Source organism: Aequorivita sediminis (assembly GCF_032080575.2).
In the GTDB taxonomy this organism is placed as follows: Bacteria; Bacteroidota; Bacteroidia; order Flavobacteriales; family Flavobacteriaceae; genus Aequorivita; species Aequorivita sediminis.
Genome location: NZ_JAVLSO020000001.1, coordinates 291,384 through 311,040 on the forward strand (window position 1 = coordinate 291,384; position 19,657 = coordinate 311,040).

Consider the following 19,657-nt stretch of genomic DNA (forward strand, 5'->3'; position numbering starts at 1 on the left):
GTATGAAAAAAATATTTTTTGTAATTGCCATTTTATTTTGTGTAACTAGCAGCTCTGCACAAGGAGGCCTTTTTAGTAAGGAACGCTTAGAAAATTTACAAAATTTTGACAAAAGATTTCTAACTTACGGTTATTTCTTAGGCTTTAATAGCTACGATTTCAAATTTGATTATAAACAACATCTTGGTAACGACACAGATGTGTTGGTACAACGCTCGGCAGGTTTTAATGTTGGTCTTGTAGGAGATATGAAAATTACTGAAAATATTCACCTGCGTTTAGAACCAGGTTTATATTTTACCCAACGCGATTTAGAATTTCGAAATATAACTGGTGCTCAAGACTCTCTGCGTGAAGTTAAATCTACTTATATACACGTACCGCTTTTGGTGAAATTTTCTACCAATAAACTAAATAACTTTAGGCCTTTTGTAGTTGGTGGCGTTTCGGCTTCATTAAACCTTTCTAGCAATCAGGACAATCCCGAAGATAACGAACAAGGGAAATTCAGGATGATGAAAGGAACCTATTATTATGAATTAGGCTTTGGTATAGACTTCTATCTATACTACTTTAAATTCACGCCTTCAATTCGAGGAGTATTTGCCTTAAATGATGAGTTAGTCCGAGATGACGACCCAAATAGCCCATGGACTGGAAACATTGATAAATTATCCTCAAGGGCAATATTTATAAACTTTACCTTTCAGTAGCGCTTCTAAATTCACTCAAAAAAATAGCCGTCGCTGTAGCAACGTTTAAGCTTTCCGCTCTTTGGGTTTCTCCGAAACGTGGAATAGTTAATTTTTGATCCAGAATATTCATTATTTCTTCTGATATCCCATTTGCCTCATTACCCATTACAATCACGGCATCTTTAGGCAACTTTTCAGAATAAACATTGTTTCCGTCCATACAAGCACCGTAAATTTTCTGTGTTGTATTATTCAAGAATTCTGGAAGTGATGTATAATGCACAGCTACCCTAGCCAAGGACCCCATGGTGGCTTGTACCACCTTAGGATTATAACAATCTACAGTATCTTTAGAACACACCAATTGTTGAACCCCGAACCAATCGCACAAACGTATAATTGTACCAAGATTCCCAGGGTCACGAACAGCGTCTAAGACTACCGTTAATCCTGTATTTTTGATAGATTCATTTTTAGGAAATTTAAAAACAGCAACAGAAGTATTCGCTGTTTTTAGAAAACTTAATTTCTTTAGCGCTTTTTCATCTACAAGAATGTGATTTTCGTCGACAATTTCTGATTGGTCTACGGTAAACAACCATTGAAGTTCTATGCCTTCACTAATTAATTCTGCAATAACTTTAGGCCCTTCTGCCACAAAAAAACCAGTTTGATCTCTATACTTTTTCTGTTGAAGACTTGTTATTAATTTTGTTTGACTTTTGCTAACCAAAATATAGTATTTTTGAAGTTGACTAAACGAGCACTCTTGACGCACTTATTTGCAAAAATATCATTATTTATAGTATTTATAAGCTTATTATATTCTTGTAATGCTGTAAAACAGGTACCCGATGGAGAATTTCTACTAACAGAGAACACTATATTGGTAGATAGCACTAAAATTAAAGACGCTGGAGTTTACAGCCAATTAGCTCAAAAACCCAATCCTACCATTCCACTAATAGGTGTTCCTTTAGGATTACACATTTACAACTTAGCAGACCCACAGCCAGATTCAACTTATTTAAAGTGGCTTTATAAAAACCCAAAAAGAGAGGAAAGGCTTATCCGATTTCTATCTAAAAAACAAGTTGACCAAATAGATAGTAGCTATGTTAGCTTCAACAATTGGCTTCAAAAATTGGGTGATGCTCCCGTAATTATTAGAGAGAATAAAGCTGAAAAATCTTTAGAGCGATTGGAACGATGGTATGCAAGTCTTGGGTACTTTAACAATGAGGTAAATTTTAAAATCGAGCCTGACAAGAAAAGAGTAAAAAGAGCTTCATTAGTTTTCCATATCAATAGACAGAAACCTTATATTATTGGAGATACAATTATCGAAAAAATAAGCTCTCCAGTAGTAGATTCCCTTTTTCAAAGAACAAAAAATAATTCGTTTATTAAAGCAGGAAAACAATACTCTGCTGCCGATTTTGTAAATGAAAGAGATCGATTAACCGTACTTTTAAGGAACTCTGGTCTTTATCATTTTGAACAGGATTACGTCAGGTTTGAAGCCGATACTGTAAATACAGATCACAAAGCGAATATCACCTATCTAATTGCTGATAGAAAAATAACCGATGCCGATAGCTCTAGGACGGTACCGTTTAAAGTTCATAAAATTAATGAAGTTCGAATTGTTACAGACTACAGCTATGCCAACCGAAATAAAACCTATAGCGATTCCATAAGCTATAATGGCTATAAGCTATATAGTTACGGTAAAATGCGCTACAGACCAAAAGCAATAACAGATGCTGTATCAATTACACCAGGTAAGATATTTAAAGATATAGACAGGTCGCTTACCTACAATCAGCTAACCGATTTAAAAATTTTCAAATATCCCAATATTAACTATACCCCTGTTCCGAATGACACTACAGGCACCATGCTAAACACCTCTATTTTATTAAGCCCTCGTGACAATAAAACCTTAGGAGTAGATTTTGATGCCTTTTTATCTACCATTCAACAATACGGGATTGGATTTAGTGGAAATATGACATTTAGAAACATTTTTAGAGGAGCCGAAATACTTCAAATTTCAGGAAAAGGAAGTTTAGGTTCTTCTAAAGATGCTGCGGATAACTCAAGTAGCTTTTTCAATATTTCAGAATTTGGTGGGGATGCAAAATTAACTTTCCCACGTATTATTATGCCGTTTAATACCCAAAAGCTAATTCCAAAATATATGCTTCCAACCACAACTTTAAGTTTTGGTGCAAGTGCACAAAACAATATTGGTTTGGATAGACAGTCCTTTAACAGTTTTTACAATTACAGTTGGAAACCTTCTAAAATCCTCAACTATCAAGTTGACGTACTTAACGTTCAATATGTGAAAAACCTCAACATTGGAAATTATTTCAATGTATACAAAAACAGTTTTGAACAACTCAATGACATAGCACAGCAAACAGAAATTGCTTCCCCTGGAAGTATCAACCCTGAATATTATTCAGTCAACAACGATAACGACCTAGTTCTTGAAATTCCAAGTGGTGCAAATGGCTTTATTAGAGATGTATTAAACGGAGACATCACTCCTGTTTCAGACCAAGGAGAAGCATATCAGTTAGTTGATAATATTGATGAAAGAAAAGCAAGACTTACTGAAAATAACTTAATTTTCGCTTCCAATATCACCCGTACAAGAGACACACGTGAAAACATTCAAGACAATAGTTTTTCACGTACAAGATTTAAACTTGAAAGCGCAGGAAATATACTTTCTAGTGTGGCAAGCTTAATTGGCGCAAAAAAGAACGATAGAGGAAACTACGAAGTTCTTAATGTTCAATACTCTCAATACATTAAAGGGGAAGCAGAATATATTAAACACTGGGAGCTAGACGACAATAATATTCTCGCGGTAAGAGCATTTGGTGGTATTGCTATTCCGTATGGCAATAGTAATAGTATTCCATTTACGCGAAGCTATTTTGCAGGTGGTGCAAATGACAATCGCGGGTGGCGAGCATATGACTTAGGTCCAGGAAGCAGCGGCAGTAAAGATGAGTTTAATGAGGCTAACTTTAAAATAGCTTTAAACGCAGAATATAGGTTTACAATTATCGGTGCCGTAAAAGGCGCATTATTTGTGGATTCTGGCAATATTTGGAATGTTTACGACAACATACAAGATGAAGAAGCAAAATTTAACGGGTTAAAAGATTTAAAAGAGCTAGCTGTTGCCTCCGGAATAGGACTTAGATACGATTTTGGATTCTTCGTTATTAGGTTGGATGTAGGCTTTAAAACCCACAACCCTGCTCGTCCTGTAGGTGAACGTTGGTTTAAAGATTACAGCTTCTCAAAAGCTGTTTACAACATAGGTATTAACTACCCCTTCTAAACCATATAAATTTGTTATTTTTGTCTGCTAATTGAGTTATCAGTTTATAGTTTAAAATAGAAGAATTTTCGATTAACATATAATCTCAAAAATTATGAGTCACGGAATTAAGCCAGGTGTTGCCACCGGAAAAGAAGTTCAAAAAATACATAAATACGCAAAAGAAAAAGGTTTTGCTATGCCTGCAGTAAACGTTGTAGGTTCAGATAGCGTTAACGCTGTAATGGAAACCGCTGCTGGATTAAATTCTCCTGTAATTATTCAATTTTCAAACGGGGGAGCTCAATTCAATGCAGGAAAAGGACTTTCTAATGAAAATGAAAAAGCAGCAATTGCTGGTGCTATAGCAGGTGCAAAACATGTTCATGAACTTGCAGAGCTTTATGGCGCAACAGTGATTCTACATACAGACCACTGTGCTAAAAAATTACTTCCTTGGATAGATGGACTACTAGATGCTGGTGAAAAATTTTACAAAGAAACTGGTAAACCACTATACAGCTCACATATGATCGATCTTTCTGAAGAACCTATCGAGGAGAACATCGAGATTTGTAAGCGCTATTTAGAGCGCATGAGCAAAATAGGGATGACATTAGAAATTGAATTAGGGATTACAGGGGGCGAAGAAGATGGTGTAGATAATACAGATGTAGATTCTTCAAAACTTTACACACAACCAGACGAAGTAGCATACGCTTACGAAGAGCTTTCAAAAATAAGTGATCAATTTACAATTGCTGCAGCATTTGGTAATGTTCATGGTGTATATAAGCCAGGAAATGTTAAGCTAACACCTATTATTCTAAAAAATTCTCAAGAGTACGTTCAGAAAAAATTTAATACAGGTTACAACCCTATCGACTTTGTTTTCCATGGCGGAAGTGGATCTTCATTAGAAGAAATTCGTGAAGCAATAAGCTATGGAGTTATAAAAATGAATATCGATACTGATATGCAATTCGCATTCACAGAAGGTGTGAGAGAGTATTTTGTAAAAAACCTAGATTATTTAAAAACGCAAATAGGAAACCCAGAAGGTGATGACCTTCCAAATAAGAAATATTACGATCCAAGAAAATGGCTTCGCGAAGGCGAGTTAACATTTAAGAAAAGATTAGAACAAGCTTTTGAAGATTTAAATAACGTAAACACGTTATAATATAATTCTCGTAACAATAGGATATAATATGTCTTAAGCTATATTGTCTCAATCTATTATTACTGAATTTAAAATCAACAAAGTGAAACTTCAACCAATAACAACAGATGAAAATGCCTTGGTTTAAAAGAACGAAAAAAGGGATACAAACCCCAACTGAAGAGAAAAAAGACGTCCCCAAAGGGCTGTGGTACAAATCGCCTACAGGAAAAATTGTGGATAGCGAAGAGCTTGAAAGAAACTTTTATGTAAGTCCTGAAGACGGTTACCACGTACGAATAGGAAGTAAAGAGTATTTTCAAATTTTATTCGACGATAATAAATTTAAAGAATTAGATAAAAACCTTACTTCCAAAGACCCTCTTAAGTTTGAGGATAAAAAGAAGTATACAGACAGGCTAAAAGAAGCAGAAGAAAAAACAGGGTTAAAAGATGCTGTGCGTTGTGCTGTAGGAAAATCAATGGGTGAAGATCTAGTTGTTGCTTGTATGGATTTTAGCTTTATTGGAGGTTCTATGGGTAGCGTTGTTGGTGAAAAAATTGCACGTGCTGCAGATTATTCTTTAAAGAAAAAAATTCCACTAATGATTATTTCAAAGAGTGGTGGAGCTAGAATGATGGAAGCTGCACTTTCATTGATGCAACTTGCTAAAACAAGTGTAAAGCTGGCACAATTAAGCGATGCTGGTATTCCTTATATTTCTTTAGCTACAGATCCAACTACGGGAGGTACAACAGCTTCTTTTGCAATGTTGGGTGATATCAACATTAGTGAACCTGGTGCATTAATCGGCTTTGCTGGACCACGTGTTGTGAGAGATACTACAGGTAAAGAATTACCTGAAGGCTTCCAAACATCTGAATTTGTATTAGAGCACGGATTTTTAGATTTTATTACGCATCGCAAAGATTTAAAGCGAAAAGTTAACCTATATCTAGACCTGGTTTCAAACAGACCTGTACGTAAAGAAACTGAATAAATTTGAATAAGTAGATATTATTCTAAAAAAGAATATAGTAACTCAATAAGTTTTACTACTTTTGCAGCCTTGATTATCAAAATGGTAGTCAATACATAAAAATCATTTTAACAATATTGGCATGTATTTATCACAAGAAGCTAAAGAAAAAATTTTTGAAAAACACGGTAAATCAAAGAAAGACACTGGTTCTGCAGAAGGACAGATCGCTTTGTTTACTTACCGTATCGAGCATTTAACAAAACACCTTAAAAACAACCAAAAGGACTTCAACACTGAGCGTTCATTGGTAATGTTAGTAGGAAAAAGAAGATCTCTTTTAGATTATTTAATGAAAAAAGACATCCTTCGTTACCGTGCTATTATTAAAGAATTAGGATTACGTAAGTAATTATTAGAGGGGCGTTTTACGCCCCTTTATTTTTATTCCAAATTTGATTTGGGGTTTTATTAGAGAAATCGATAATTTATAAAGAAGGCTACCCCCTTAGTTTTTCATTGGTCAAACCACAACAACACAACAACACTTAGCTTGAAAAACAAGCTCAGACCAAAAATTAACTGCACATATCTTTAAGTGCAAAAATGAAAAACAAATGATACCTAAAGTATTTAAAGAGGTCATTGACCTTGGTGATGGAAGACAAATCACCCTTGAAACTGGAAAGTTAGCTAAACAAGCTCACGGTTCTGTAGTTGTACAATCTGGAAAATGTATGTTATTATGTACTGTAGTTTCTAACTACGACTACAAAGACTTAGATTTTCTACCACTTACAGTAGATTACCGCGAAAAGTATGCTGCTTCTGGTCGTTACCCAGGAGGTTTCTTTAAAAGAGAAGCAAGACCAAGTGATGGAGAAGTATTAACAATGCGTCTAGTAGACCGAGTTTTACGTCCACTTTTCCCAAAAGATTACCACGCTGAAACACAAGTAATGATTCAGTTAATGAGTCACGACGACGATGTTATGCCAGATGCAATGGCAGGATTAGCAGCTTCTGCTGCAATTCAGCTGTCTGATTTTCCTTTCGAATGCCCTATTTCAGAAGCACGAGTTGGAAGAGTTAACGGTGAATTTATTATCAACCCAACAAGAGCACAATTACTAGAATCTGACATCGATATGATGATTGGAGCTTCTGCTGATAGTGTGATGATGGTTGAAGGTGAGATGGATGAGATTTCTGAAGAAGAAATGACCGAAGGAATCAAATTTGCACACGAGCATATTAAAGTTCAATGTGCTGCACAGGTAAGACTTGCTGAAGCTTTTGGAAAGAAAGAAACTCGTGAATACCCTGCAGAAAGAGAAGACGCAGACCTTGAAAAAAAGGTTTACGATATGGCTTACGATAAGGTTTATACTATTGCACAAGCTGGTTCTGCTAAACACGAAAGAACGACTGCTTTTGCTGAAATAAAAGAATCTATAAAAGCTACTTTTACTGAAGAAGAATTAGAAGACTTTGGAGACCTTGTTTCAAGATACTATTACAAGGCTGAAAAAGCTGCAGTTAGAGATTTAACGCTTAACCAAGGTTTGCGCTTGGATGGACGTAAAACAGATGAAATTCGCCCTATTTGGTGTGAAGTTGATTACTTACCATCAGTACACGGTTCTTCTATTTTTACTCGTGGAGAAACTCAGGCACTTGCAACAGTGACTTTAGGAACTTCAAGAGAAGCAAACCAAATAGACATGCCTTCATTTGAAGGTGAAGAGAAATTCTACCTACATTACAACTTCCCTCCTTTTAGTACTGGCGAAGCTAGACCTATTCGTGGAACATCTCGTCGTGAGATAGGACATGGTAACCTAGCGCAACGTGCACTTAAAGGAATGGTGCCTAGCGATTGTCCTTACACTGTACGTGTAGTTTCAGAAGTTTTAGAATCTAATGGTTCGTCTTCTATGGCAACTGTTTGTGCCGGAACAATGGCAATGATGGATGCAGGAATCAAAATGAAAAAACCAGTATCTGGTATTGCAATGGGATTAATCTCTGATGGTGATAGTGGTAAATACGCTGTACTTTCTGATATTTTAGGTGATGAAGATCACTTAGGTGATATGGACTTTAAAGTTACTGGAACGGCAGACGGTATTACTGCTTGCCAAATGGACATTAAAGTAAAAGGATTAAGCTACGAGATTCTTGTAAATGCTTTAAAACAAGCAAGAGAAGGAAGACTTCATATTCTTGAAAAATTAACTGAGACTATTGCTGAGCCACGTGAAGATGTTAAGTCTTACGCTCCTAAAATGGTAACTGTTAGAATTCCTAATGAATACATTGGTGCTTTGATAGGACCTGGAGGAAAAGTTATTCAAGAGCTTCAAAAAGAAACAGGTTGTACAATTGTTATTAATGAAGATCCTGAAACCGAAGAAGGAATTGTAGAAATTCTAGGAACAGGTCAGGATGGAATTGATGCGGTTTTAGCCAAAATAAAATCTATAACATTCAAACCTGAAATGAATAGCGTTTACGAAGTTAAAGTAATTAAAATGCTTGACTTTGGCGCTGTTGTAGAATATCTAGAAGCTCCAGGAAATGAGTCGCTATTACACGTTAGTGAACTAGCTTGGGAACGTACAGAAAATGTATCTGATGTTGTAAACATGGGAGATGTATTTGATGTGAAATATTTAGGTTTCGACCCAAGAACTAAAAAAGATAAAATTTCTAGAAAAGCTTTATTACCAAAACCAGAAGGCTACAAAGAACGTGCTCCACGTGAAGATAGCCGAAAAGGTGGGCGTGACAATCGTGGTCGCGATAACCGCGGACGTGATAATCGCGATAGAGACAGAAAGAGAGATTAAATTTTAATTATGAGATTATTTTATCTCATAACCATAAACTTAAAAAAACGCCTTCAGAAATGAAGGCGTTTTTGGTTTTTATGCCATAATTGCATAAAAAGCAGCAATTGTGCAATCCTGTCACCCCAAGGGTTTCAGATATTTAAAATAGCTTAAACGCGTTTAAATCACCTTGTTTAGTAGGCTAAGAGCGATTTTAATTTTAAAGTTCAGTATTAAAAATTTTTATCGACCCTCTCGCACAGTACTTGCAACCTTATAGACCTAACAATAAAACAAATTATGAAAGTACTAGTTATTGGCGCAGGAAATATGGGGTTGACATATGCCGAAGGCATGGCTGATTCTCCTTTATTAAATCGTAGAAAATTAATGATTTTCGATGTTTCAGATGAAAAAATTTCATCTCTCGAAAAAACTGATAAATTCGATGTTTATAGAAATTTAGAAGACTGCCTTCCAAAAGCAGATATTATTTTTGTAGCTGTAAAGCCATACCACAGTGATGAGCTATTCCATAAAATGAAAAGCATGATTAACGGTGATCAGGTTTTTATTTCATTAATGGCAGGAGTTACTATCGAAACCATCCAAAATAACTTAGATGTCAAAAAAGTGGTTAGAGCCATGCCAAACCTTCCAGCAAAAGTAGGAATGGGAATGACCTCATTTACGGCGGCAAAGGATGTTAGTCGCGTAGAACTTTTAATGGTGCGAAACCTATTAGATACAACTGGAGAGGCTATTCACGTAGAAAACGAAAATTTTATTAATGCGTCTACCGGTATTTCAGGAAGTGGCCCAGCGTATGTTTTTTATTTTATGCAATCTATGTTAGAAGCAGCTCTAAAAATGGGCTTCTCACAAAATGATTCAAAAATATTGGTCACCCAAACATTTGAGGGGGCAGTAAGGCTTTTCACCGAATCTGATCTCTCACCAAATAGTTGGATGAAAATGGTAGCTTCAAAAGGAGGAACTACTCAAGCAGCATTAGATTCTATGGAAGATAATAATGTAAAAGAATTAATTAAAGAAGCTGCTTATGCAGCTTTTAACAGAGCAACAGAATTAGGTAAATAAAAAAATAAGATATTTTATGAAGGAAAAACGAGTGGTTATAAAAGTAGGAACCAACGTTATGACAAATAAAGACAATCGTATTGTGGGACCAATTCTCACCGAACTGGTAAGACAAATTGCAGCCTTATACGAAGATGGGTATTCGCCTGTTTTGGTATCTTCGGGATCGGCAATTGCTGGTATGGAAGTTTTAGGGGAATGTCTGGCAAAGGATGATGCTACAAGAAGGCAAATATATTCTTCTGTAGGGCAACCTAGAATGATGCGACACTATTATAGTCTATTCCACGATTACGGAATGCGATGTGCTCAAATTTTAGCAACCAAACGAGATTTCGCTCCTGGTAAACATCGTGAAAATATGATTAATTGCTACGAAGGTCTTTTAGCAGAAGGCATCGTTCCCATTGCAAATGAAGACGACGCAGTTTCGTTGACAATGTCTATGTTCAGTGATAATGATGAACTCGCTAGCTTGGTAGCCGAACTTATTGAAGCAGACGCTTTAGTGATTTTAACAGATACTGATGGCTTATATACTGGTCATCCAGATGATGAAGACTCTGAAAAACTGAGCAAAGTTCACCCAAATCAGGCTGTGGAACAATACGTTCAAGCTTCAAGTAAAGGCGAAGGTGAAGGTCGTGGTGGAATGAAGTCTAAACTTAAAATTGCCAAGCAAACGGCCAAGAAAAACATACCTACTTATATTGCTAATGGAAAACGTAAAAATGTAATTGTCGACATTTTAAACGGCCAAGATTTAGGTACAAAATTTTACGCATAATTTAAAAAACAGAAGAGAATATGAAGATGATAGAGGAAAAATTAAAAAATCAGGTTTTAAATTCGATGATAAATATTATCGATAAAAATCGTGAAGAATTATTAAAAGCAAACAAGAAAGATCTACAAGCCTTTAACAAGGACGACCAAGCGCTATATGACAGACTGGTGGTAGATAACTCCAAGATTGATGGGATGATTAAAGCTATTTATGAGGTTAAAGATCAAGATGATCCAGTAAACCGAGAAATAAGCAGTAGGGAGCTAGAAAGTGGTCTTAAGATAATTAATAAAACAGCTCCATTTGGAACTATTATGATTATTTACGAATCAAGACCAGATGTTACCATCGAAGCAGCAGTACTGGCTTTTAAAGCTAATAATAAAATTCTATTGAAAGGCGGTAAAGAAGCCTATAATAGCAATAAAGTTTTGGTGAAATTTTGGCATGATGCCTTACAAGAAAACGGACTTGAGAAAGATTGGATTACAATGCTAGAGCTAAACCGAGAAGAAACACAAGCTTTCTTAAAAAATCCAGAGGAACCAATAGATTTAATTGTACCACGTGGTGGTGAACGATTAATTAAATTTGTAAAGGAAAACGCCAATTGTGCGGTTTTAGTTAGTGGACGTGGAAATAACTTTTTGTATATAGATGAAGATGCCGATTGGAAAAAATCCCTTGAGGTGATTATCAATGCAAAAACCGATAAAATTTCAGGTTGCAACGCATTAGATAAAGTTTTAGTAGACAAAAATATCCCTAACTACGCAGCAAAACTTCAAGAATTAAAAGAAGTGCTCGAAGCCTCTAAAGTGGAAATTATTGTAGATCCTGAAGTTAAAAAAACACTTTCTACATCAGAATTAATCGACGATGAAGATACGTGGTATGAAGAGTTTTTAGCAATGAAAATTGCAATTGGCGCAGTTGAAAACATGGACCAAGCTATTTCAATAATAAATAAATACAGTGGTGGACATTCAAGTGCTATTCTAACTGAAGACCATAGCAAAGCAGCTAATTTTATGGAAAACATAGATAGTGCTGCTGTATACCACAACGCCTCTACTCGCTTCACAGATGGCGGACAAATGGGCGTTGGTGCCGAACTTGCTATTAGCACAGATAAACTACATCATCGCGGCCCCTTAGGGTTAAAGCAATTGGTGACTAATAAATACTACGTTTATGGAAATGGCCATATTCGAGTGTAGAATTTAAAATGTTAACCTTTAAGAAGCCTTCTTCAAAACTTTGAATGAAGGCTTTTTATTTGATATTTATTAAAATAATGAATAAATCAATCCGTGTAACGCAACCTTTTTAATATTATCAGACTATAGGGAAACAACTTAATCAAGCATCTTATGAAAATCTTTAAGCTAATTCCATTAATTTTTCTGATTGTAATTTTTGGTTCTTGCGAAAATGAACCTCTCGGGCAAATTGATCCATCACAGGTTATACAAGTAAATTCTGAACTTTACAATTTGATTGAAAAGGCTGCTAGTAGTGATTTTTCTAATGAAATTACTTGTATAGACTTTAATTATGGATTCACTTTGATTATTTACGATGAAAACTTTGAAATTTTCGGCTATCAGGTCATAAATAGTGATAGTGAATTTAGTGATTTTTTAGGTACACTCGATGAAGGCAAATCAATTAGCTTAAGCTATCCTATTACAAGCACATTAAACAGTGGTGAGCCCTACACCATAAATAATAACGACGAGTTGAAAGAGGCTATCGAGAAATGTTTAGTTGCAGACGAGATTACCACATGCAACAATATTCTAACCGAAACTTCATGTATTTGGAAAATTAGCCACATAGAAGGACCAAATAATGAATATGATGGTTCTTATTTTGAAGTAAGCAATACTGGTACTGTAGGATTGTATTTTGATGAAAACTCTTGTGCGGGGACTTGGATTATCTATTCTATAGAAGATGAACTTCATCTCAATATTTTTCTAATGGGTAATGAAGTTGTAAAAGAAGCGTGGAACTACGATTGGAAAGTAATTAGCTATGACGATTCACAGATGACCATAGAGAATGGTACCGACCGTTTTCAATTATTAAAAGAATGCACAGAACCTTGTAAAAAATTTCTATTTGAAGAATGTGAAATTCGCCCTGGTTCAGAAAAAGCTATTTTCAATTTAGATAGTTATTTTGAGTGTTTCTTTCCATTAACAAGAATAGACGATCCGTCAACAGTTAGAACTACTTATTACGAAAACTATGAGGATATGCTTTCAGGTATAAACCCAATAGTAAACTTACTGTATGAAAACACTATAAATCCTCAAATAATTTATGTTAGATTTGATGACATTATCACAGGAGAACTAGTAACATCTATGCCACTAGTTTTAAAAGTAATTGAATGTTCTTAAATAGGTAGTTACAATTGAAAGAAGACGAATTAATAAGGAGATGTTGTAAAAACAACCGAGCTGCTCAAAGTGAATTGTTCCGGCGGTACAAGGATATTTTGTATTTCACCTCATTAAAATATTGCCGAAACGAAGCAGATGCAGAGGATAACTTGCACGATGCTTTTATTACAATTTTTCAAAAAATAAAATCTTTTTCAGGAAAAGGGTCTTTTGAAGGGTGGATGAAACGAATAACCATCTATAAAGCCATTGATAAATACAAGGTACAAAAACCTTTTGCTGTTGATTTTAAAAACGATATTCTTGAAGATTCAGTTGAAATTGAAGTGGAAGATGAAGACAGTCTTTCTTTAAATCAGCTTTTAAAACTAATACAAGATCTTCCAGATCAATACAGACTGGTGTTTAACTTATACCAATTAGACAGTTTTTCACATAAGGAGATCGCTTCGCTTTTGAATATTTCAGAAGGAACATCAAAATCAAATTATCATCGTGCAAAATTAATTTTACGCGATAAAATAAAAGAGACACAGAAAACTCTCAGTTCAAAAGCACTTTAGAATGGAAAATAAAAAAGACATAGGAAAGCTTTTTCAAGACAAGCTACTACATGGAAAAAAAGAACCCAACACAAAGGTATGGGAAAGACTAAACACCTCTTTAGATGCTGAAAAAAGTAAGAGAGAAAAAATTGTGTATTATTGGTTCACGGCAATTAGTGTTGTTCTTTTACTTGGGGTTATCTTAATTATAAACATAGACAGTACAGAAGAAAATAATAAGTTAACCGATCAGAAAAAAGATAATGCTTCGGAATCAACATTAAAAGAAGAAGAAGTAAACACAGCAAATAACCTTAAAATTTCGATAATAGATACTTTAAATCACTCTAATAAAAAAATTGAAAAGACTTCCAATTCAAGTGTTTCTAAAGAGGCCTCTAAAGGTGATAAAATAGAGAATACTAAAGAAAATAAATTGAAATCTAATCAAGTTAATGCTAAAAACGAAAAAGGTATATCTAGATTTAAGGATGATGAATACAAGGTGTCTAAAAACTACTATTATTACAACAGCAAAACAAACCAGCAGTATATAACGTCTAATAAGAAAGAAATTGACAGTTTAATTTCTGAAAACAACAAATCTGCTGATTCATTAATAGCTGATAAAGCAAATTATACAGAAGACTAATCATTACATTTACAGAATTCAAAAAATTATTTCCGATTTTTTTTAAGTTTTTGTAACCTTTAGAGTAATTCTTACGTATAACCCAATACAAAAGTTTTAAAACTTAATCTACAGGACATACCTTAAATGAGACAACTTAAAATTACAAAGCAGGTTACCAACAGGGAAACCGCTTCATTAGACAAGTACCTTCAAGAAATTGGAAAAGTTGACTTAATTACCGCAGAAGATGAAGTAGAATTGGCACAGCGCATAAAAGCGGGTGACCACATTGCATTGGAGAAATTAACCAAAGCTAATCTACGTTTCGTTGTTTCGGTAGCAAAGCAATATCAAAATCAAGGTCTTACCCTACCCGACCTTATAAACGAAGGAAATCTTGGTTTAATTAAAGCCGCGCAACGTTTTGACGAAACTCGTGGATTTAAATTTATATCGTATGCCGTTTGGTGGATTCGTCAATCTATCTTACAAGCTTTAGCAGAACAGTCTCGTATTGTTCGTTTACCGCTTAATAAAATTGGAAGCATCAATAAAATAAATAAGATGTATGCTTCTTTAGAGCAAGCAAACGAACGTCCACCTTCGGCTGAGGAAATTGCAAAAGAGTTGGATATGACCATTAGTGATGTAAAAGAGTCGATGAAAAACTCTGGTCGTCACGTATCTATGGATGCTCCCCTTATTGAAGGAGAAGACAGTAACCTCTACGACGTTTTACGCAGTGGTGAAAGTCCGAATCCCGACCGTGCATTACTTCACGAATCTTTAAGAACAGAAATTGAGCGTGCTTTAGAAACACTTACTCCTCGTGAGGCAGACGTTATCCGTTTATACTTCGGTCTTGGCGATCAACAACCAATGACATTAGAAGAAATAGGCGAAACTTTCGATCTTACTCGTGAGCGCGTACGCCAAATAAAAGAAAAAGCGATTAGAAGATTAAAGCATACTTCAAGAAGTAAGATTTTAATGACATATTTAGGGTAAACTTATTTGTTTACCTTTAGCTAAGTCTAAATATGAGAAAAAAATTTAACGATAACTAACAGTATACCCCTAGTCTTGTATTAGGATAACAACTGTTCGTTTTTTGATTGATGAATAACCTCCGGCTGATTACCGGAGGTTTTTTCATTAAAACTATAATTCTATCTGCGGTGTGCAAAACTGCACAAACTGCAAACTAATTTGTAACTTTGCCTACCCATGAAACATACAATTTGTTATTTAAGCAAGGATCACCAACCGATGAAAAACTCGGAGTTGGAGGACTTGTTCAGCCAGGTTTTAGAGTTCAATAATTCCTCAAATATATCAGGGATATTGCTTCATAACAACAACTTTTTTCTTCAAGTTCTCGAAGGAAAAAAGGAAAATATTCAGGAACTTTACGCTACTATACGCAAAGATAATAGGCATAAAGACATCTTAATTGTTTTAGATCAAAAAATTGAAAACCGAATTTTTAATAATTATGACGCTAGGTTTAGTATCCTAAAAAATAAAGATGATATCGAAAAGCTAAACACTTATCTGTCAAGATATAGTTCAAACAATAATTACCCAACAAATATTAAAAGACTTTTAGAACCTTTCTTATTATAAGCTATCATGAAAAATACACTTATTGCTCCCTCCATACTTGCTGCAGATTTTGCTAACCTTCAAAGAGATATTGAAATGGTTAATGCTAGTGAGGCAGATTGGTTTCACCTCGATGTGATGGATGGTGTTTTTGTGCCAAATATTTCTTTTGGGATGCCAGTTATCAAAAGCATAGGTAAACACGCTAAAAAGCCTTTAGACGTGCATTTAATGATTGTCGACCCTGATCGCTACATTAAAACCTTTGCCGATTTAGGGACCAATGTATTAACAGTTCACTACGAAGCTTGTACACATTTGCACCGAACACTTCAAGCTATCCAAGCTGAAGGAATGCAAGCTGGTGTTGCCATAAATCCACATACCAATGTAATTTTATTGGAAGACACTATAAAGGATATTGATTTAGTGTGCATTATGAGTGTTAATCCAGGTTTTGGCGGACAGAGCTTTATTGAAAATACTTATAAAAAAGTAAAACAACTTCGTGAAATTATTAAAGCAAACGGCGCTACTACAAAAATTGAAATAGATGGTGGTGTAACCAATAAAAATGCTAAACAATTAGTAGAAGCAGGTGCTGATGTTTTGGTGGCAGGAAGCTATGTGTTTGGCGCAAATAATCCAACTGAAACTATTGCAGACTTAAAGAAAATAGTACTCTAGAGTTTAATTATGTCTAAAACTTCTTCAATTGAAAATTTATTTGATGTATTAATTATAGGCGCAGGTCCTATTGGGATAGCTTGCGCCTTAGAATCAAAAAAAAATGGCTTAAGTTATATAGTAGTTGAGAAAGGAGCACTTACCAATTCGCTTTACAATTACCCACTAAATATGACCTTCTTCTCTACTTCAGAGAAGTTAGAAATTGATGAGATTCCATTTATAAGCAACAACCCTAAGCCAACCCGTAATGAGGCTTTAGAATACTATCGCCGTGTAGCTACATCAAATAATCTCAATATTAATTTATATGAAAAGATCATTTCTGTTGAAAAGAATGAAGATAGCTTTAATGTTGAATCAGATAAAAATAATTACAAGGCTAAAAACATAATAGTAAGTACTGGATTCTACGATATCCCAAATACACTAAATGTTCCTGGAGAAAATCTTTCCAAAGTGATGCATTATTACAAGGAAGCGCATCCTTTTGTTATGCAAAAAGTTATTGTTGTGGGCGCAAGTAACTCCTCTGTAGATGCGGCATTAGAAATTTGGCGTAAAGGAGGAGATGTAACCATGGTAGTTCGCGGACCGGAAATTGGCGAGCGTGTAAAATACTGGGTAAAACCAGATATCGAAAACAGAATAAAAGAAGGAAGCATTAAAGCATATTTCAATTCTGAAATAGAAGAAATTACAGAAAGAGAAGTTTCAATAAACACACCACAAGGTAAAATTCTTTTACCGAATGATTATGTAGTGGCGCTTATAGGCTACAAGCCTGATTTTAATTTCTTACAAACACTAGGTGTAAAACTTTCAACCGATAAGAAAAGGCTTCCTCAATACAATCCAGAAACAATGGAAACCAATGTTAGAGGACTATATCTTGCAGGAGTAATTTGCGGTGGCATGGAAACTCACAAATGGTTTATCGAAAATTCGAGAATACACGCCAAGATAATTGTGCAAGACATATTAAAATAACTGGTAGTTGTTAGTTGGAAATAAAAAATCAAGGCTTACCCTTAAAAAAGGATTGATAAAATATCTTTTTCACATTCACAGCATTCTAAATAGTATGACTTTTCCTGATGCATATGCTACGCATAGGAATTTTTAGAAGTCTATTAATTACTTCAAGTTTCTACATAAGGCTTTGAAACCTTTAATGCATATTTATTTTTAGTTGTAATTCTCCAACATCTCACTAATTCCATTAGGCGGCTAATGTAACTTACCAGTATAACTAAGTTATGTTGTAGCGAGAATTGGTAGATATTGCTAATAAATTTAGCATACTGAAATAAAGGAACATATTTAAAAATGCAAACTATTAAAAATACTTCCAAAAAAAAATCCCCGACATTGCTGTCGGGGATTTTAGATTTAAAATTATCGATTTATTAGAAATCGAAAGTATAGAATTTATCCCAGAATAATCTAGTTTCAGCAGCATCACCACCGATAGCACTTGAAGCAGCGCTCCAGTTAGCTTCATTCAAGGTTTGCTCTCCAACAGGGTATAAGTAACGAGTTGGGAAACCTGAAGTTGCACCAGCTGGTTGCTTTAAGATTGGGTAATCTAAACGACGAACTGAGTTGTAACTAGCAAATGTTCTGTTGTAAAGACCTAGATACGCTTGCGTACCAATTACTTGTTTCCAAGCTGGGCTTGAAGAACTGTTTGCAATTGCAGTATCATAATCTACAGCAGGTGAAGCTAAATAATCAGCTAAATCATCAGCACCCCAGTATTCGAAGGATGCAGTAATACCAGCTTCGTAATGAGTTGCAGCATCACCACCAACAGCATAACCTCTAGCAGCAGCTTCAGCTAATAAAAATCTAACTTCAGCATAAGATAAAAGTACACCTGGTTCAGCTGGATCTACTAAACGGTCAGCTACATGAGAGTGCTCTGCATAAGCAGAAATCTCACCAATACCACCACCAATATACTCTCCATCAACAGTAGTAAAATAAACTGCTCTTCTTGGATCTTCCAAATCGTTCATCAAGTCGATGATAGTTTCAGCAGCAACATAGTCATTACGTCCACTAAGAACTAAGTTATCGTTCATAGGGTTGTTGTTTGGAGCTGCAGGGCGATACATATAACTTCCGTTATCTGCATTGCTTGTAAATACTCCACTTGTGAAAGCAGACTCAACAGTAGATTGAGAAAGTGCTGGATTTACATCTGCAAGCATGATACCCATTCTTAACTTTAATGAGTTAGCAAACTTTTTCCAGTTTTCAACATTTCCTGAGTACATCATGTCTTCCGTATCACTGAAACTTCCAACACTAGTATTCATGCTTCCAATAGCAGCATCTAAACGAGTAAGTAAGTCTTTGTAGATAGTAGCAGCATCATCATAAGCTGGCAAAAGGTTATCAATGTCTAATGCTTCGCTATAAGGAACATCTCCGTAAGTTTCTACTAAGTTACTGTAAGCAAAAACAGTCATCACCTCTATAATGGCAAGCTTATTAGGCTTAAGAGCATTTGTTAAATCATTATCGGTAGCTGCAATAACTCTATCAGCTTCGTCCAAATCCTTTAACACATCACGATATAATTCTCTCCAGTGGTTATCAGGAATTGCACGCGTGATTTGATCGTAGTTACTCTCATCGGTATAAGTAGTTTCCTGCAATTGCTGTGTCCATAACCTTAAGTTGTTAAGGTTTACGTTTGGAGTTACAAATTGATCTGCTAATTGTTTTTGAGCAGAAGCAAACAAACTCTCACCACTTACATTAGTAGGGTCTTTTATATTCTGATTCAGATCTTCTAAATTATCTGAACACGACACGGCCATAACTGCCGCGGTTAATATTAAAATTAGTTTCTTCAT

General features: G+C 35.1%; 18 protein-coding genes. 16 read left to right on the forward strand and 2 right to left on the reverse strand.

What is annotated here, in order from left to right; genetic code table 11:
- Window positions 1–2 precede the first annotated feature (2 nt).
- A complete protein-coding gene (gene porT / locus RT250_RS01390) occupies window positions 3–713 on the forward strand; it encodes a type IX secretion/gliding motility protein PorT/SprT (protein ID WP_313111450.1) in 711 nt (236 codons plus the stop codon).
- On the opposite strand, the gene RT250_RS01395 is transcribed toward porT, so the two are convergent.
- Window positions 700–1,428: an RNA methyltransferase gene (locus RT250_RS01395; protein ID WP_313111452.1), complete on the reverse strand. Its 729-nt coding sequence runs from the start codon at window positions 1,426–1,428 to the stop codon at window positions 700–702. The genes porT and RT250_RS01395 overlap by 14 nt on opposite strands.
- Window positions 1,429–1,464: 36 nt before the next feature.
- Here RT250_RS01395 and tamL point away from each other — a divergent pair, with 36 nt between their 5' ends.
- From tamL to RT250_RS01470, 15 genes are all read left to right on the forward strand, one after another.
- Window positions 1,465–4,062, forward strand: a complete 2,598-nt coding sequence (gene tamL / locus RT250_RS01400) for a translocation and assembly module lipoprotein TamL (protein ID WP_313111454.1) — start codon at window positions 1,465–1,467, stop codon at window positions 4,060–4,062.
- A 94-nt stretch (window positions 4,063–4,156) separates the two neighbouring features.
- On the forward strand, window positions 4,157–5,224 hold the full coding sequence (gene fbaA / locus RT250_RS01405) for a class II fructose-bisphosphate aldolase (protein ID WP_313111456.1): 1,068 nt from the start codon (window positions 4,157–4,159) through the stop codon (window positions 5,222–5,224).
- Window positions 5,225–5,337: 113 nt separating this feature from the next.
- Window positions 5,338–6,204 carry an acetyl-CoA carboxylase, carboxyltransferase subunit beta gene (accD, locus tag RT250_RS01410; protein ID WP_313111458.1) on the forward strand — a complete coding sequence of 289 codons (867 nt, stop codon included), beginning with the start codon at window positions 5,338–5,340 and terminating at the stop codon, window positions 6,202–6,204.
- A gap of 121 nt (window positions 6,205–6,325) precedes the next feature.
- A complete protein-coding gene (gene rpsO / locus RT250_RS01415; RefSeq protein WP_139855782.1) occupies window positions 6,326–6,595 on the forward strand; it encodes a 30S ribosomal protein S15 in 270 nt (89 codons plus the stop codon).
- Window positions 6,596–6,800: 205 nt separating this feature from the next.
- The gene (locus RT250_RS01420; RefSeq protein ID WP_313111462.1) at window positions 6,801–9,035 is read left to right on the forward strand and encodes a polyribonucleotide nucleotidyltransferase; all 2,235 of its coding nucleotides are present in this window, start codon (window positions 6,801–6,803) and stop codon (window positions 9,033–9,035) included.
- 282 nt (window positions 9,036–9,317) lie between these two features.
- On the forward strand, window positions 9,318–10,118 hold the full coding sequence (proC, locus tag RT250_RS01425) for a pyrroline-5-carboxylate reductase (RefSeq protein ID WP_313111464.1): 801 nt from the start codon (window positions 9,318–9,320) through the stop codon (window positions 10,116–10,118).
- 16 nt (window positions 10,119–10,134) lie between these two features.
- Window positions 10,135–10,905: a glutamate 5-kinase gene (gene proB / locus RT250_RS01430; protein ID WP_313111466.1), complete on the forward strand. Its 771-nt coding sequence runs from the start codon at window positions 10,135–10,137 to the stop codon at window positions 10,903–10,905.
- Between the two features lie 20 nt (window positions 10,906–10,925).
- On the forward strand, window positions 10,926–12,125 hold the full coding sequence (locus tag RT250_RS01435; protein WP_313111468.1) for a glutamate-5-semialdehyde dehydrogenase: 1,200 nt from the start codon (window positions 10,926–10,928) through the stop codon (window positions 12,123–12,125).
- A 153-nt stretch (window positions 12,126–12,278) separates the two neighbouring features.
- Window positions 12,279–13,316, forward strand: a complete 1,038-nt coding sequence (locus tag RT250_RS01440) for an FIDD domain-containing protein (RefSeq protein ID WP_313111470.1) — start codon at window positions 12,279–12,281, stop codon at window positions 13,314–13,316.
- Window positions 13,317–13,330: 14 nt separating this feature from the next.
- Window positions 13,331–13,882, forward strand: coding sequence for an RNA polymerase sigma factor (locus tag RT250_RS01445; protein WP_313111472.1), 552 nt, complete (start codon window positions 13,331–13,333; stop codon window positions 13,880–13,882).
- Window position 13,883: 1 nt separating this feature from the next.
- Complete coding sequence (locus RT250_RS01450) at window positions 13,884–14,516, forward strand: hypothetical protein (RefSeq protein WP_313111473.1); 633 nt, start codon at window positions 13,884–13,886, stop codon at window positions 14,514–14,516.
- 126 nt (window positions 14,517–14,642) lie between these two features.
- Window positions 14,643–15,506, forward strand: coding sequence for a sigma-70 family RNA polymerase sigma factor (locus RT250_RS01455; protein ID WP_313111475.1), 864 nt, complete (start codon window positions 14,643–14,645; stop codon window positions 15,504–15,506).
- Window positions 15,507–15,725: 219 nt separating this feature from the next.
- Complete coding sequence (locus tag RT250_RS01460) at window positions 15,726–16,124, forward strand: BLUF domain-containing protein (protein WP_313111477.1); 399 nt, start codon at window positions 15,726–15,728, stop codon at window positions 16,122–16,124.
- Between the two features lie 6 nt (window positions 16,125–16,130).
- Window positions 16,131–16,790 carry a ribulose-phosphate 3-epimerase gene (gene rpe / locus RT250_RS01465; protein ID WP_313111479.1) on the forward strand — a complete coding sequence of 220 codons (660 nt, stop codon included), beginning with the start codon at window positions 16,131–16,133 and terminating at the stop codon, window positions 16,788–16,790.
- A 9-nt stretch (window positions 16,791–16,799) separates the two neighbouring features.
- Complete coding sequence (locus RT250_RS01470) at window positions 16,800–17,780, forward strand: YpdA family putative bacillithiol disulfide reductase (protein WP_313111481.1); 981 nt, start codon at window positions 16,800–16,802, stop codon at window positions 17,778–17,780.
- Window positions 17,781–18,199: 419 nt separating this feature from the next.
- On the opposite strand, the gene RT250_RS01475 is transcribed toward RT250_RS01470, so the two are convergent.
- The gene (locus RT250_RS01475; RefSeq protein ID WP_313111484.1) at window positions 18,200–19,657 is read right to left on the reverse strand and encodes a SusD/RagB family nutrient-binding outer membrane lipoprotein; all 1,458 of its coding nucleotides are present in this window, start codon (window positions 19,655–19,657) and stop codon (window positions 18,200–18,202) included.